The following is a 13,837-nucleotide window of genomic DNA, read 5'->3' on the forward strand; positions in this document are numbered from 1 at the left end:
TGCGAGTGTGGTCCTCGTCCGAGCAGGTGATGATCGACATTCAGGAGACCACTATGTCCGTCAAGTCCGTCACGCATCTGAACTTCCGGGGAGAGGCCCGCGCGGCGCTGGAGTTCTACCGGTCGGTTTTCGGCGGTGACCTCGCCGTGGTGACCTATGCGGACGCCGGGGCCCTGCCGGGCCCAGGCGAGGCCGGCCAGGTGATGTGGGGCCAGGTGGTCTCCGGCGACGGCTTCCACGTGATGGCCTACGACGTGCCCGCGCGGCTGCCGTGGAACCGGGGCGAGAACGCGTTCTTCGTCTCCCTGCGCGGCCAGACCCCGCAGGAGGTGACCGCGTACTGGGAGAGGCTGTCGGCGGGCGCGGCCGTCGCGCGGCCGCTGGCGCCGGCGCCGTGGTCGGCGCTCTACGGGATGCTCACGGACCGTTTCGGGGTCACCTGGGTCGTGGACGTGGCGAGCGGCCACGACCGATGACCGCCGGACGACACCCCAGAAGGACGACGATGAGCACGCGACCGGCCGGCCGTCACGCCGGGGCGGGTGCCCGGTGACCGTGCTGGACGCCCGGGCGCTGAACCGCGCGACCCTCGCCCGGCAGCTGCTGCTCGGCCACGCCGGTCTGCCGGTCCTCGACGCCGTCACGCACCTGTGCGGGCTGCAGGCGCAGGAGCCGCAGGAACCGTTCGTCGGGCTCTGGTCGCGGGTGCGCGGCTTCGACCCGGCGGCGCTCTCGGACCTGCTGCTCGGCCGGCAGGTGGTGCGGGTCCACCTCATGCGCCGTACCGTCCACCTGGTCAGCGCGGCCGACGCGCTGGCCTGGCGGGCGCGGCATGACGACATGCTGCGCGGGCGCGTGCTGGGGACTTACCGCGCCGAGTTCGCCGGGGTGGACCTGGACGAGCTCGCCGCGGTGGGGCGCGCGCTGCTGGCGGACGGCGAGCCGCGCACGATGGCCGAGGTCGCGCGGGCGCTGGCCGGCCGCTGGCCCGGCGTGGGGCCGCGGCCGCTGGGCGAGATGCTCCTGGCCGCACTCGTGCCGGTGGTCCAGCTGCCGCCGCGCGGCCTGTGGCGGACGAGGGCGGGCGTGCGCACCGTCACGTTCTCCTCCTGGCTGGGCCGCGACCCCGACCCGCCGGCCGCCGGCGACCGCGATCGGGTGGGCGAGGAGCTGGTGCGGCGTTACCTCGCCGCCTTCGGCCCGGCCGCCACGGCGGACCTGCGCGCCTGGTGCGGCCTGACCGGGCTGCCGGCGGCGGTGTCCGCGGTCCGCCCGGAGCTGGTCTCCTTCCGCGACGAGCGGGGCCGGGAGCTGCTGGACCTGCCCGGCGCGCCGCGGCCCGACCCCGGCACGCCCGCCCCGGTGCGGTTCTTACCGGCGTTCGACAACGCGATCCTCGGCTACCACGACCGGAGCCGGATCATCGACGCGGCCCACCGCGGCCTGTCGGTCGCGGGGGCGCGCGTCGTGCTGGTCGACGGCAGGGTGTCGGCGACGTGGACCGCCGAGGCGGGCGCCGTGCGGGTCACCCCGCTGCGCCGCTGGTCCAGGGCCGAACGCGCCGCCGTGGCCGAGGAGGCGGGCGCGCTGGCGTCGTTCCTGTCCGACGGCGAGAGCGACCGGGTGCGGGTCGAGGCGTCCGCCCGCTGAGGGGATGCGCCCGTACGGTCAGGGCGCCGCCGCGTTCAGGAGCGGGATGAGGTTCTCCTCCTCGTAATCCAGATGCGCCTCCACCTGCGCGGTCAGCCGGTCGACCTCCGCCGGCACCGCGGCCCGGTCGGCGTGCTCGGCGTGCTCGGCGTGCTCGGCGCCGAGCAGCCGTCGCAGCTCCTCCAGGAGCCGGGCGATCTCCTCGTGTTCACGGCGCAGCCGGGCCATGACGTCGGCGAGCTCCGGGTACTGCTCGCCGACGCGCGGGAACAGGTGGGCGTCCTCCATCCGGTGGTGGTGGCCCAGCCCCTGGCAGACGGCCAGGCAGTTGACGCGCAGCTGCGCGCCGAGGGTGCCGCCGGACTCGGCGACCTCCCGGCGGACGATGGCCAGCTCCCGGCGCATGGCGTCGTGGATGAGCTTGAGCGCGTCGCCGGGCCGGGCGGGGCCGGGGGCGGGCGGCCCTTCGGACTCCAGCGCGACCACGGGCAGGGTGCGGCCGGAGGCGTCCTCGTACCGCTGCCATCCGGGGTCGGACTCGACGGCGCGGGCGAAGATCCGCTCGCGTTCCCGGCCTTGCAGGACGCGGGCCCGCGCCTCGTACGTGAACGCGCCGGTCTCGACGGTGACCAGCGGGTTCTTGCGGAGGTTGTGGAACCAGGCGGGGTGGCGCGGCGAGCCGCCGGCCGAGGGGATGACGTACAGCCGGTCGGGCTCCTCGTCCAGCAGGTAGCCGAGCGGCGTGGTGTGCCGGTCGCCGGTCCTGGCGCCGGTGGTGGTCAGCAGGAGCAGGCGGGCGTTCTCGAAGGGCGGCCCGACCCGGCCCTGACCGGCCCGGAACTGGTCGATGACGTGCTGGTTGAAGTCCAAGGTCATGCGGGTGCTTTCTCCTAAAAGGTAAGGAAAGCCCGCACGCCGACCACGCGAAGCGCATAGCTGGCGGAGCTACGGAGAACAGGGGAAGCGGGGACGGCGCGCAGGCGCGTCGAGGGTCAGGCGCGTCCATGTGAAGTCGTCATGGCATCGTCCCCTTGCTTCGCGGCCTCCATGCCACCGCCGTCCACCCGTGCGGCGTCACGCGACCTGCCGATCATTGAACGCCCGGCCGGTGCGGGCTGTCAAACCCACGGCGGGGCGTTTGCGGGCCGGCGGACCGCTCGGCTAGTGTCGCCATCCCAGCGACGACCGAGGAGGTGAGACCGATTCCCGCACGTACCGGCCGGGTGCTCTCACCTCACGACGTCCGCCCGGCCTAGCCGGCCGGGGAGAGCGCCCGTGGCATCTCGAAAGGCGCTCATGTCTTTTTCCTTCATCGTCTCCCGGCTCCGCGCCGCGGGCTGCGTCTTCGCCGAGGAGGAGGCCCGTCTGCTGGCGGAGGCCGCCCGCGATCCCGGCGCGCTCGCCCGCCTGGTGGAGCGCCGGGCCGCCGGCGAGCCGCTGGAGCACGTCCTGGGCTGGGCCCGCTTCCGGGGCCTGCGCGTCCTGGTGGATCCGGGCGTGTTCGTGCCGCGTCCGCGCACCGAGTTCCTGGCCGAGCAGGCGATCGCGGTCGCGCCGCGCCGGGCGGCGGTCGTGGTGGACCTGTGCTGTGGGTCGGGCGCGCTCGGCGCCGCGCTGGTGGCGGCGCTGGAGGAGGTGGAGCTGCACGCCGCCGACATCGACCCGGCCGCCGTCGCCTGCGCCCGCCGCAACCTGCCCGGGGCCGGGGTGTACGAGGGGGATCTGTACGATCCGCTGCCCGCGGGGCTGCGCGGCCGGGTGGACGTGCTGCTGGCCAACGTCCCGTACGTGCCGACCGGGGAGATCCCGCTGCTGCCCGTCGAGGCCCGGCTGCACGAGGCCCGGGTCGCCCTGGACGGCGGCCGGGACGGGCTGGAGGTGCTGCGCCGGGTGGCCGCGGGCGCGGGCCGCTGGCTGGCGCCTGGCGGCCGGCTGCTCTTCGAGACGAGTGAGCGCCAGGCGTCGCACGCCGTCGAGGCGATCGCCCGGTACGGGCTGTGGCCGCGGGTGACCCACTCCTCCGGCTGGGACGCCACCGTGGTGATCGCCACCCGCCCGGCCTGACGCCGATGAGTTCGCGCGCGGCCCGAGGTCTGCCCCGGGAAAGTGCCGGATGGACGGGAGGCCCGCGATGGGCAGGCTGATCTACTCGATGATCACCTCGCTGGACGGCTACGTGAGCGACGAGAACGGCGGCTATGGCTGGGGCGCGCCGGAAGAGGAGTCGCACACGTTCATCAACGAGCACATGCGGTCGATCGGCACCTACCTCTACGGCCGCCGGATGTACGAGACGATGGTCTTCTGGGAGACCGCGCACACGCTGCCGGACCAGCCGCCGTTCATCCTGGAGTGCGCGGAGGTCTGGCAGGCCGCCGACAAGATCGTCTATTCGGCGACGCTGGAGGAGGTGTCCAGCAGGCGGACCAGGATCGAGCGGTCGTTCGACCCGGAGTCGGTGCGCAGGCTCAAGGCCGAGTCCGACCGCGACCTGTCCGTCGACGGGCCGAACCTGGCGGCGCAGGCGATCGCGGCCGGGCTGGTCGACGAGTACCAGGTGTTCGTCGGGCCGGCCGTCGTCGGCGGCGGCACCCGGTTCTTCCCCGACGGCGTGCGCGCGGATCTGGAGCTGCTGGACGAGCGGCGCTTCGGCAACGGCGTGGTCTACCTGCACTACGGCGTCAAGCCGTGACCGGCGCCTTCGACGAGGGCCCGCGTGAGGCGTTCACGCGGCCGTCCGGGGTAGGGAGCGGCCATGGCAACGCTCATGGACCGGGTGCGCGCGTACATGCGCAGCCCCAAAGGCAGGCAGGCGGTCGAATCGGCCAAGCGGATGGCCCGCGACCCGCGTAATCAGCACAAGGCCAGGAGGTTCCTGGACAGATTCCGCTCCGGGCGGCGCTGACGGCGGCCGGCGGCGGTGGACCCGTCCACCGCCGCCGGCCCGAGCCGGAGAGTGCCCGATATATTCGGCTTGACTTATATAAGCGCCACCTGAAACACTCGGATTCGTGCACGCGTTCGACGTCCTCGGTGACCCGGTCCGGCGCCGGATCCTGGAGCTGCTCGCCGACGGCGAGCTGAGCTCCGGTGAGGTCACCGCCGTCATCCAGCGCGAGCACGGCATCTCCCAGCCCGCGGTCTCGCAACACCTCAAGGTGCTGCGCGACAACGGCTTCGCCACCGTGCGCGCCGAGGGGACCCGGCGGTTCTACGTCGTGGACCCCGAGCCGCTGCGCGAGGTCGACCAGTGGCTGGACCGCTTCCGCGGCTTCTGGGACCAGCGCCTCGACGCGCTGGCCGTGGAGATCGCCCGCGGCAAGCGGGAGCGCCGTGCCCGCGACCCGAATCCGACAGAAAGCTGACTCCGGTGGACATCATCGATGAGATCACCCGCACCCATCGCGAGGTGCGCGACAGCGGCGAGACCAAGGTCGTCCAGCTCGTCCGCCACTATGACACCGTGGTGGAGGACCTCTGGGACGCCTGCACCAGCGCCGAGCGCATCGGCCGCTGGTTCATGCCCGTCACCGGCGACCTGCGGCTCGGCGGCCACTTCCAGCTGCAGGGCAACGCGGGCGGGGAGATCCTGGCCTGCGAGCCGCCGCGCCTGCTCAGAGTGTCGTGGGTGATGGGCGAGGGCCCGGCTTCCCACGTGGAGGTGCACATGTCGGCCGACGGCGACCGCACCCGGTTCGAGCTGCGCCACGAGGCCGTCGTGGCGCCCGAGTTCTGGGACCTGTACGGCCCCGGCGCGGTCGGCGTCGGCTGGGACCTCGGCCTGCTCGGCCTGGCCCTGCACCTGACCGGCGGCGAGAAGGTGGACGAGCAGCACTTCCACGAGACCGCCGAGGGCCGCGAGTACATCACCCGCAGCAGCCGGGCCTGGGGCGAGGCGCTGCGGGCGTCAGGCGCCACCGACGAGCACGCCGCCGCCGTCACGGCCGCGACCACCGCCTTCTACGCACCCCCCGCGGAGTGACGCGATGCCCAAGCAGATCACGCCGTTCCTCATGTTCGAGGGCAGGGCGCAGGAGGCCATCGACTTCTACCTGACGGTGTTCGGCGACGCGGAGCTGCTCTCCGTCACCCGCTACGGCCCCGGCGAGCCGGGACCGGAGGGCACCGTCCAGCTCGCCCACCTCCGCGTCTGCGGCCAGGAGTTCTTCTGCAACGACAGCTTCGTGTCGCACGCCTTCACCTTCACCCCGTCGCTGTCGCTGTACGTGGAGTGCGAGTCGGAGGAGGAGATCGACCGGCTCTACCCGGTGCTGTCGGAGCAGGGCGGGGTGATGATGCCGCTCGGCGCGTACGGTTTCAGCGCCAAGTTCGCCTGGGTGGCCGACCGGTTCGGCGTCTCCTGGCAGCTCACCCTGCCCTGACGTTCAGCCGAGCAGCGCGGCCGGGTCGCGTTCGGGCGGGCCCGCGGGCCACCAGGCGTCGCCGCGCCGTTCGAACGGGTACCACCGGCCGTCCCTGCCGTACCTGAGCTGGAGGTCGCCGATGGTCCACCGGTTGCGGGCCGTCTCCACCTCGGCGGGCGGCTCGCCCTCCCCGACCGTTTCCAGCGCCGTTTCCAGCGCCGTTTCCAGCATGGCGCGGGCTCTGGCCAGGTCCTGCCGGGCGGGGGTCCAGGCCGTCTCCAGCGCCTCCAGCCCGGCGGCGCCGCCGTGCCGCCAGGCGGCCGCCTCGGCGTCGAGGCCGAGGTCGAGGCCGAACGCGGCGCTCAGGCGTACCAGGTCCTGGTGTTCGGTCAGGACGGGCAGGTGGCCGCGGGTGAGCAGGTCGCGCGCCCGGGAGGCGGCGGAGGCGGCCAGCAGTTCCAGCGCGGCCACGTCCACGCCGGGCGCGGGCTCCAGCCCGAGCGGCGTGTAGGCGACGTCCAGCGGGGGCGGCTCGGGCAGCGGCGGCACCCCGCGCGCGAAGGCCTCGCGCGCGGGCGCGCCGGCCCGCGCGGGCCTCGGCGCGGGCGGGGCGTCGCGCAGGCGCAGCGCCTCGATCAGCTCGCGCTCGCCGCGGCCGCGCAGCAGCAGCAGGACGAACGGGTCCGCGTCGAGCAGCCATGAGGCCTGGTAGCACAGGGCGGCGGTGTGCCGGCAGGCCCAGTCGGGGCAGGAGCACTCCGGTTCCAGGTCGCCGACCCCGGGCAGCAGCGGCACGCCGGCCGCTTCGGCGGCCCGCACCAGGTCGTGCGGCATGTCGCGGTCGAGCAGGGCGGCGATGTGCCCGGCCTTGGCCGCGACCTGGTCGAGGAAGCGGTCCCACGCGGCGTCGGAGAGCTGTTCGACCCGTACGACGGCGTCGTGCTCGTGCTCGGCGACGGCGGCCAGCCGGCCGGGGCTGACCGTGATCGGGCCGAGCTGCCCGGACTTGGCGTAGGCGCGGCCCTGCTGCAGGAGCGTCTGGTCGAGGGAGGTGTCCTCCAGTGCCTGGAGCCAGGCGCCTCCCCACCAGGTGGTGGCGAAGCGGGCGCCGGCGCGCCGGCGGGGGAAGGCGGGAAAGCCGCGGGCGGCGGTCATCTCAGCTCCACGAGTGCGGCCAGTTCGGCGTCGGTCAGCTCGGTGAGCGCGGCCTCGCCGGAGGCCAGGACGGCGTCGGCGAGTGAGCGCTTGGCGGCGAGCATCCGGGCGATCCGGTCCTCGATCGTGCCTTCGGTGATCAGCCGGTGCACCTGCACGGGCCTGGTCTGGCCGATGCGGTGGGCCCGGTCGGTGGCCTGGTCCTCGACGGCGGGGTTCCACCAGCGGTCGTAGTGGATGACGTGGTCGGCGCGGGTGAGGTTGAGCCCGGTGCCGGCGGCCTTGAGCGACAGCAGGAACACCGGGGCCCGGCCGTCCTGGAAGCGGCGCACCATCTCCTCGCGGCGGGCGACGGGGGTGCCGCCGTGCAGCAGCTGGGTGGGCACGCCCCGGGCGGACAGGTGGGTGTCGATCAGCCGGGCCATGGCCACGTACTGGGTGAAGACGAGCGCCGCGCCGTCCTCGGCGACGATGGTGTCGAGCAGTTCGTCGAGCAGTTCGAGCTTGCCGGAGCGGCCGGCGAGCCGGGGCGCGCTCTCGTGCAGGTACTGGGCGGGGTGGTTGCAGATCTGTTTGAGCCCGGTGAGCAGTTTGACGACGAGGCCGCGCCTGGCCATGCCGCGGGCGCTCTCGATCTGGGTCATCAGCTCGCGCACCACCGCCTCGTACAGGCCGGCCTGTTCGGTGGTGAGGGGCACCGGGCGGTCGGTCTCGGTCTTGGGCGGCAGTTCGGGCGCGATGCCGGGGTCGGACTTGCGGCGGCGCAGCAGGAACGGCCGCACCAGCGCCGACAGCCGCTCGGCCGTCGCGGTGTCGCCGGACTCGATCGGCCTGGCCCAGCGGGCGCGGAAGCGGGGCAGCGGGCCGAGCAGCCCGGGGGTGGCCCAGTCGAGGACGGCCCACAGGTCGGACAGGTTGTTCTCGACGGGGGTGCCGGTGAGCGCGACGCGGGCGGCGGCGGGGATGTCGCGCAGCGCCTTGGCGGTGCCGGAGGCCGGGTTCTTGACGTGCTGGGCCTCGTCGGCGACGACCAGGTCCCACGGGTGCTCGGCCAGCCGGGCGGCGTCGAGCCGCATGGTGGCGTACGTGGTGAGCACGAACCCGTGGCCGGCCAGGGTGCGGGCGGAGCCGTGGAAGCGGGTCACCGGGACGCCGGGGGCGAACTTGGTGATCTCCCGCTCCCAGTTGCCCAGCAGCGAGGCCGGGCAGACGACGAGCGTCGGGCCCGTGCCGCGGTGCAGGTGCAGGGCGATGAGCGTGATGGTCTTGCCCAGGCCCATGTCGTCGGCCAGGCAGGCGCCGAGCCCGAGCGAGGTCATCCGGGCCAGCCAGCGCAGGCCCTGGAGCTGGTAGTCGCGCAGGGTGGCGGCCAGGCCGGGCGGCGGGGCGAGGTCCTCCGGTTCGCTCAGCCGCTCGCGCAGCTCGCGCAGCCACGCGCCGGGTTCGACGGGCACCTGCTCGCCGTCGGCCTCGACGGTGCCGGTGAGCGTGGCGGCGAGCGCGTCCAGGCCGGTCAGCGGCTTGAGCTCGCGCCGGCGTGCCTTGCGCGCCAGGTCGGGGCCGATGAGCACCCACTGGTCGCGCAGCCGTACGACGGGGCGGTGGGCCTCGGCCAGCCGGTCCATCTCGGCGGCGGTGAGGGGTTCGCCGCCGAGGGCGAGCTGCCAGTCGAAGGCGACCAGGTGGCGGCCGCCGAGGAACGACGGCAGGTCGGACGGCTTCGGGCCGCCGAGCACGGCTCTGGCGGTCAGGCCGCGGACGAGGGCGCGCGGCCAGTGGACCTCGACCCCGGCGGCGGCGAGCCGGTCGGCGGCCCCGGACAGCAGGTCGGCGACGTCCTCGTCGGTGAGCGGCAGTTCGTCGGGCACGGCGCTGTCGAGCAGCGTCTCCAGCCGGGGCCAGGCGCGGGCGGCGCGGCGCAGCCCGATGGTCGTCTCGATCCTGGCCCGGCCGCCGAACCCAGGGTCGCGGCCCTGCCACAGGTCGGCGGCGTCCACCACGAGCGACGGGCCGGACAGGCTGTGCACCTGCACCACGGCGCGGAAGTCGCCGCCGGTGACGTCGTCGGCCTCGATCCGCAGCGACACCCGCACTCCGGCGTCGAGCCCGGCGGAGACCTCGTCGGCCCAGTGGCGCAGCCGGGGCACCTTGACGGGGCGCAGGGCGGCGAACGCGGCGTGGCCGGTCGCCTTGACGGCGCCGGGCGAACGCGGCATGCCGTCGGCCACGGCGTCGAGGAAGGCCCGCACCAGCGTCTCGGCGTCGGCCAGCACCGGCTCCCCGCCGCCGGGCCAGGCCTCCGATGCAGGGTCGGGGCTGTGGTCGGGAAGGGGGACGGCGCGGGCGGAGCCGGGCATGGCGGCGGCGAGTTCGCGGATGCGCTGGACGTCGGCGGCGTCGAAGGGGCCGGCGCGCCAGGCGTCGTGCCCGGACGCCGTCACGGTGGGGCGGACGCGGCCGCGGGTGACCAGCTGGAGCGCCACCAGCGCCGCCGCGCCCCAGAAGCGGGCCGCCGGGTGGGCCGAGGCGTCGGCGCGGGCTTTGGCCAGGGTGGCGACGGCTTCGGTGACGGGGATCCGGGTGGCGGCGCTCCGCCGGGTCGTGATGCCGTCGCCGCCGGGCTCGGCGACGGTGACGGTGTCCTCGCCCGCCGGGTCCAGGAAGATCAGCCGCCCGGCCCTGGGCGGGTCCCCCGGCTCGTAGACGACCGCGTTACGTACCGAATCATGTCCGACTGCCACAACCGTACAGTGTACGGTACGACGGGGTGTGGTTTGCCACACCCCAAGAGAGAGGCCCGCCTCATCACCGAGGACACCCGATCTTCCGTACGCTTGGCGCATGGTTGATTGGGTTGTGCAGTTGATGGAGCTCCTGGGCGCCCCGGGAGCCGGCGTGGCGATCGCGTTGGAGAACCTGTTCCCGCCGATCCCGAGCGAGGTGATCCTGCCGCTGGCGGGCTTCACCGCCAGCCAGGGCGAACTGGGCCTGGTCGACGCTCTGATCTGGACCACGGCCGGCTCGATCGTGGGCGCGCTGGCGCTCTACTGGGTGGGGGCGCTGCTCGGCCGTGAGCGGGTGCTGGCGATCGCGTCGAAGATGCCGCTGGTGAAGGTCTCCGACATCGAGAAGACCGAGGCGTGGTTCGTCAAGCACGGCAAGGCGACGGTGTTCTTCGGACGGTTCATCCCGATCTTTCGCAGCCTGATCTCGGTGCCCGCCGGGGTGGAGCGGATGCCGATGCTGCAGTTCACGCTGCTCACGGCGGCCGGCAGCGCCATCTGGAACACCATCTTCGTGCTGGCCGGCTACTACCTGGGCGAGTCCTGGCATCTGGTCGAGACGTACATGGGCGTGGCCTCCAAGGTGGTGCTCGGCCTGGTCCTGCTGGCGGTGGCGGTCTTCGTGGTGGTACGGCTGGGCGAGCGGCGCAAGGGGCGCCATGCGCTTCGCCGCTGAGGGCGCGCGGGTCCTGCTCGCGGTCGTGCTCGGCGCCGTCACCGCGCTGGTGGAGCTCGTCCTCCTGCTGGTGGCGCTGCCGTTCCTGAGGGGCGGGCGGGCCGAAAGCGCGGCCGGGCGGCTGGCGGCGCTGGAGGTGCGGCGGCTGGGCCTGGAGGCGGAGCTGGACGCGCCGGCCGTCCCCGGCGGCGCGCCGGCGGTGCGCTACCTGGCCGCGCGGGTGCCCGTCGGCGTGCTCGGCGGCGTGGTGGTGCTGCTGCTCGCCGTCGGAGCCGGTACAGGGGTGCGGCTGGCGGCGGTGTGGGCGGCGGGGGAGACGTTCGACGGGATGGCGCCGACGGCGCCGATCGTGGCGTACATCGCCGTGGCGGGGCTCGTCCTGCTGTTCCTGGTGCTGTCGGGCATCGCGGGCGTGCACGTGCTGGAGCGCGGGCTGGCCCGCCGGATGCTCAGGCGCGACCGCGCCGAGGAGCTGGAACGCCGGATCGCCGAGCTGTCGGAGAGCCGGGCCGGGATCGTGGCGGCGGTCGACTCCGAGCGGCGCCGGATCGAGCGTGACCTGCACGACGGGTTGCAGCAGCGACTGGTGGCGCTGTCGATGCTGATCGGCCGCGCCCGGCGCGGCCACCCTGAGCTGATGGACCAGGCGCACCTGGAGGCGCGGCGGGCGGTGGCCGAGCTGCGCGAGGTGGCCTGGCGGGTGTACCCGAGCGGCCTGGACGCGCTCGGGCTGGGCGAGGCGCTGGCCGGGGTGGCCGAACGGTCGGCCGTGCCGGTCACCGTGGCGTGCGAGCTGGCCGAGCGGCCGCCGTCGGCGGTGGAGACGGCGGCCTACTTCGTGGTGTGCGAGGCCGTGACGAACGCCAACAAGCACGCGGGCGCGGGCCTGGTCGAGGTCGGGGTGAGACGGGAGGGGCCGGTGCTCATGGTGCGGGTGCGCGACGACGGCGCGGGCGGGGCGAGCCTGTCCGGCGGCGGGCTGTCGGGGCTGCGGCGCCGGGTGGCGGCGCTGGACGGGGCGTTCGAGGTGGACAGCCCGGCGGGCGGGCCGACGGTGGTCAGGGCCGAGCTGCCGTGCGGGTGATCCTGGCGGAGGACTCCACGCTGCTGCGCGAGGGGCTGGTGCGGCTGCTGCTGGAGGAGGGCCACGAGGTCCTGGCGGCCGTGGGCGACGGCGAGGCGCTGGTGGCGGCCGTGGCGGCGCGGCGGCCGGACGCGGTGGTGGTGGACGTGCGGATGCCGCCCACGCACACCGACGAGGGGCTGCGCGCGGCCCTGGAGATCAGGCGCCGCCTGCCGGAGGTGAAGGTGCTGGTGCTGTCGCAGTACGTGGAGAAGCGGTACGCGACGGAGCTGATGAGCTCGGACGTGTCGGGCCTGGGCTACCTGCTGAAGGACCGGGTGGCGCAGGTGGCGGACTTCCTGGACGCGCTGGACCGGGTGGGCGCGGGGGGAGCGGCGTTCGATCCCGAGGTGGTGCGCCAGCTGCTGGCCCGCACCAGTCAGGTGGATCCGCTGGCCCGGCTGACGCCGCGCGAGCGCGAAGTGCTGGAGCTGATGGCGCAGGGGCTGACGAACGCCTCGATCGCGCAGGCGCTGCACGTGTCGCGCAGCGCGGTGGAGAAGCACGTGAACGCGCTGTTCGACAAGCTCGGCCTGGCGCACATCACGGGTTACAGCCGGCGGGTGCTGGCGATCCTCCGCTTCCTCGGGTCCTGATTTTTCTCGATATCTCACCGTACGGGGTGACCTGCGGCGCTGCTTGACAAATTTATTTGTCGGTGGGACGGTGGACCCACCCCGACAACGAGGAGTCAACGATGCGGAAGATCATCGCCGGCCTGTTCATCACCCTCGACGGCGTCGTGGAGGCGCCCGAGAAGTGGCACTTCCCGTACCTCGACCAGGACGTGGAGCGGTCCGTCTTGTCCCTGCTGCGGCGCACCGAGGTCATGCTGCTGGGCCGGCGCACCTACGAGGAGTTCGCCCCCCACTGGCCTCAGCAGGATCCGGAAGACCCGCTGGCCGCCCTGATGAACGGGCGGACCAAGTACGTGGTGTCCTCCACCCTCGCCGACCCCGCCTGGCAGAACACCACCGTCATCACCCTGGACCAGGTGGCCGCGCTCAAGGAGGAGCCCGGCGGCGACATCGGCATGAGCGGCAGCCCCTCACTGGTGGTGACGCTGCTGCGCGAGGGCCTGCTGGACGAGCTGCACCTGCTGATGGACCCTGTGGTCCTCGGCACCGGGCGGCGGCTGTTCGAGGAGGGCGCCGGGCACATCCCGCTCACGCTGACCAGGTCCGCGACGTCAGGCACCGGCGTGCTGGACCTGACCTACACGAGAGCCTGAACTCCTCCCCAAGGGTCTCCTCGCCAAGAGTCTCCTCCCCGAAGGTCTGACCCTCAGGAGCCCTGACCCGCGGGGCTCTGACCGGCGAGGGCCTGGTCCGGGCCGTCGCCCGGACAGCCGCCGCCCAGGTAGTCGTGCAGGTGCGCGGCGCCGGCCAGCAGGGCGGCGGTGTGGCCGGCCAGCTCCCGGTGGCGGCGGGCGATGGCCGCGCGCAGAGCCTCGCTGCTGCCGGTGCGGCGCAGGCCCTCCAGGACGGGCCTGATCTCCTCGAAGGAGTGGCGGGCCTGCCGCAACATGAAGATCATACGGGCGTCGCGGACGTCGGCCGGGCCGTAGAGGCGGTAGCCGGTGCCGGGTTCGCGGCGCGGCGCCAGCAGCCCCGCCGCCTCCCACACGCGCAAAGCCGAGGTCCGCACCCCCAGGTGGCGGGCGAGCGCGCCGATGCGCAGGGGCTGCCGGCCGGAGGCGCCGGGCCCGCCCGCCTCCAGCGGCGCCTGCGCGGTCGCCTCCAGCGCCCGGCCGGCCGACTCCAGGGCCGTCCGCTCGCGGTGCAGCCCGGCGTGGCCGGCGTCGACGAGGGCGAGCGCGCGGGGCACGTCACCGGCGTGCACGGCCTGCATGATCGTGCGGGCGGCGTGCCAGCCGTGGCCGGCGGCCAGCGCCCGGTAGGTGAGCAGCGCCTGCCGGTGACGGGCGTCGAAGCGGCGGTAGCCGGCCGGGGTGCGCGGGGTGGGCGGCAGGATGCCGGAGTCGGCGTAGTGCCGGATCTGCTGCGTGGACAGGCCCGCGAGCCGGGCCAGGTCGATCGGTCGCACCGGGGCCGCCTTCCACCTCAGGGGCTATGTCCGACTTTAA

16 protein-coding genes are annotated in these 13,837 nt (G+C 74.2%); 12 read left to right on the forward strand and 4 right to left on the reverse strand.

The annotated features are described in order from the left end of the window. The first annotated feature begins 53 nt into the window (after positions 1 to 53). Together ACQEUU_RS21775 and ACQEUU_RS21780 are read left to right on the forward strand one after the other, a co-directional pair. Positions 54 to 476, forward strand: a complete 423-nt coding sequence (locus ACQEUU_RS21775) for a VOC family protein (RefSeq protein WP_433068586.1) — start codon at positions 54 to 56, stop codon at positions 474 to 476. A 73-nt stretch (positions 477 to 549) separates the two neighbouring features. Further along, positions 550 to 1,650, forward strand: a complete 1,101-nt coding sequence (locus tag ACQEUU_RS21780) for a winged helix DNA-binding domain-containing protein (protein ID WP_433068587.1) — start codon at positions 550 to 552, stop codon at positions 1,648 to 1,650. 18 nt (positions 1,651 to 1,668) lie between these two features. On the opposite strand, the gene ACQEUU_RS21785 is transcribed toward ACQEUU_RS21780, so the two are convergent. Further along, positions 1,669 to 2,526 carry a nitroreductase/quinone reductase family protein gene (locus ACQEUU_RS21785; RefSeq protein ID WP_433068589.1) on the reverse strand — a complete coding sequence of 286 codons (858 nt, stop codon included), beginning with the start codon at positions 2,524 to 2,526 and terminating at the stop codon, positions 1,669 to 1,671. 420 nt (positions 2,527 to 2,946) lie between these two features. On the opposite strand from ACQEUU_RS21785, the gene ACQEUU_RS21790 reads away from it, so the two are divergent. The 6 genes from ACQEUU_RS21790 (at position 2,947) to ACQEUU_RS21815 (ending at position 6,032) form a co-directional block, all read left to right on the forward strand. Beyond that, positions 2,947 to 3,714 (forward strand): putative protein N(5)-glutamine methyltransferase, encoded by a 768-nt coding sequence (locus tag ACQEUU_RS21790; RefSeq protein WP_433071930.1) that lies wholly within the window; start codon positions 2,947 to 2,949, stop codon positions 3,712 to 3,714. Positions 3,715 to 3,781: 67 nt separating this feature from the next. Beyond that, positions 3,782 to 4,342, forward strand: coding sequence for a dihydrofolate reductase family protein (locus tag ACQEUU_RS21795; RefSeq protein ID WP_433068590.1), 561 nt, complete (start codon positions 3,782 to 3,784; stop codon positions 4,340 to 4,342). A 63-nt stretch (positions 4,343 to 4,405) separates the two neighbouring features. Beyond that, positions 4,406 to 4,555 (forward strand): hypothetical protein, encoded by a 150-nt coding sequence (locus ACQEUU_RS21800; RefSeq protein WP_433068592.1) that lies wholly within the window; start codon positions 4,406 to 4,408, stop codon positions 4,553 to 4,555. 106 nt (positions 4,556 to 4,661) lie between these two features. Continuing rightward, on the forward strand, positions 4,662 to 5,015 hold the full coding sequence (locus ACQEUU_RS21805) for an ArsR/SmtB family transcription factor (protein ID WP_433068594.1): 354 nt from the start codon (positions 4,662 to 4,664) through the stop codon (positions 5,013 to 5,015). A gap of 5 nt (positions 5,016 to 5,020) precedes the next feature. Beyond that, a complete protein-coding gene (locus tag ACQEUU_RS21810) occupies positions 5,021 to 5,632 on the forward strand; it encodes an SRPBCC domain-containing protein (protein WP_433068596.1) in 612 nt (203 codons plus the stop codon). Positions 5,633 to 5,636: 4 nt separating this feature from the next. Next, positions 5,637 to 6,032: a VOC family protein gene (locus tag ACQEUU_RS21815; protein WP_433068600.1), complete on the forward strand. Its 396-nt coding sequence runs from the start codon at positions 5,637 to 5,639 to the stop codon at positions 6,030 to 6,032. Between the two features lie 3 nt (positions 6,033 to 6,035). On the opposite strand, the gene ACQEUU_RS21820 is transcribed toward ACQEUU_RS21815, so the two are convergent. Beyond that, entirely contained in the window at positions 6,036 to 7,169 is a 1,134-nt protein-coding gene (locus ACQEUU_RS21820; protein ID WP_433068602.1) for an SWIM zinc finger family protein, read from the reverse strand. Next, a complete protein-coding gene (locus ACQEUU_RS21825; RefSeq protein ID WP_433068603.1) occupies positions 7,166 to 9,910 on the reverse strand; it encodes an SNF2-related protein in 2,745 nt (914 codons plus the stop codon). The genes ACQEUU_RS21820 and ACQEUU_RS21825 overlap by 4 nt, the downstream gene beginning before the upstream one ends. A 100-nt stretch (positions 9,911 to 10,010) precedes the next feature. Between ACQEUU_RS21825 and ACQEUU_RS21830 the strand changes: the two genes are divergently transcribed. From ACQEUU_RS21830 to ACQEUU_RS21845, 4 genes are all read left to right on the forward strand, one after another. Beyond that, positions 10,011 to 10,628 carry a DedA family protein gene (locus tag ACQEUU_RS21830; RefSeq protein WP_433068604.1) on the forward strand — a complete coding sequence of 206 codons (618 nt, stop codon included), beginning with the start codon at positions 10,011 to 10,013 and terminating at the stop codon, positions 10,626 to 10,628. Beyond that, a complete protein-coding gene (locus tag ACQEUU_RS21835; RefSeq protein WP_433068606.1) occupies positions 10,612 to 11,712 on the forward strand; it encodes a sensor histidine kinase in 1,101 nt (366 codons plus the stop codon). The genes ACQEUU_RS21830 and ACQEUU_RS21835 overlap by 17 nt, the downstream gene beginning before the upstream one ends. After that, positions 11,703 to 12,347 carry a response regulator gene (locus tag ACQEUU_RS21840; RefSeq protein ID WP_433068607.1) on the forward strand — a complete coding sequence of 215 codons (645 nt, stop codon included), beginning with the start codon at positions 11,703 to 11,705 and terminating at the stop codon, positions 12,345 to 12,347. The genes ACQEUU_RS21835 and ACQEUU_RS21840 overlap by 10 nt, the downstream gene beginning before the upstream one ends. Before the next feature lie 101 nt (positions 12,348 to 12,448). Beyond that, the gene (locus ACQEUU_RS21845; RefSeq protein ID WP_433068609.1) at positions 12,449 to 12,982 is read left to right on the forward strand and encodes a dihydrofolate reductase family protein; all 534 of its coding nucleotides are present in this window, start codon (positions 12,449 to 12,451) and stop codon (positions 12,980 to 12,982) included. 53 nt (positions 12,983 to 13,035) lie between these two features. Here the strand turns inward: ACQEUU_RS21845 and ACQEUU_RS21850 are convergent, their stop codons facing one another. Continuing rightward, a complete protein-coding gene (locus ACQEUU_RS21850; protein ID WP_433068611.1) occupies positions 13,036 to 13,797 on the reverse strand; it encodes a MerR family transcriptional regulator in 762 nt (253 codons plus the stop codon). Positions 13,798 to 13,837 lie beyond the last annotated feature (40 nt).

It is taken from the genome of Nonomuraea sp. CA-218870, from assembly GCF_050936535.1.
In the GTDB taxonomy this organism is placed as follows: Bacteria; Actinomycetota; Actinomycetes; order Streptosporangiales; family Streptosporangiaceae; genus Nonomuraea; species Nonomuraea corallina.

What these genes read in the sequence shown, in the direction of transcription:
- ACQEUU_RS21775 (WP_433068586.1), top strand. Translation starts at nt 54, where the DNA reads ATGTCCGTCAAGTCCGTCACGCATCTGAACTTCCGGGGAGAGGCCCGC.
- ACQEUU_RS21785 (WP_433068589.1), bottom strand. Translation starts at nt 2,526, where the DNA reads ATGACCTTGGACTTCAACCAGCACGTCATCGACCAGTTCCGGGCCGGT.
- ACQEUU_RS21790 (WP_433071930.1), top strand. Translation starts at nt 2,947, where the DNA reads ATGTCTTTTTCCTTCATCGTCTCCCGGCTCCGCGCCGCGGGCTGCGTC.
- ACQEUU_RS21795 (WP_433068590.1), top strand. Translation starts at nt 3,782, where the DNA reads ATGGGCAGGCTGATCTACTCGATGATCACCTCGCTGGACGGCTACGTG.
- ACQEUU_RS21800 (WP_433068592.1), top strand. Translation starts at nt 4,406, where the DNA reads ATGGCAACGCTCATGGACCGGGTGCGCGCGTACATGCGCAGCCCCAAA.
- ACQEUU_RS21815 (WP_433068600.1), top strand. Translation starts at nt 5,637, where the DNA reads ATGCCCAAGCAGATCACGCCGTTCCTCATGTTCGAGGGCAGGGCGCAG.
- ACQEUU_RS21820 (WP_433068602.1), bottom strand. Translation starts at nt 7,169, where the DNA reads ATGACCGCCGCCCGCGGCTTTCCCGCCTTCCCCCGCCGGCGCGCCGGC.
- ACQEUU_RS21830 (WP_433068604.1), top strand. Translation starts at nt 10,011, where the DNA reads ATGGTTGATTGGGTTGTGCAGTTGATGGAGCTCCTGGGCGCCCCGGGA.
- ACQEUU_RS21835 (WP_433068606.1), top strand. Translation starts at nt 10,612, where the DNA reads ATGCGCTTCGCCGCTGAGGGCGCGCGGGTCCTGCTCGCGGTCGTGCTC.
- ACQEUU_RS21845 (WP_433068609.1), top strand. Translation starts at nt 12,449, where the DNA reads ATGCGGAAGATCATCGCCGGCCTGTTCATCACCCTCGACGGCGTCGTG.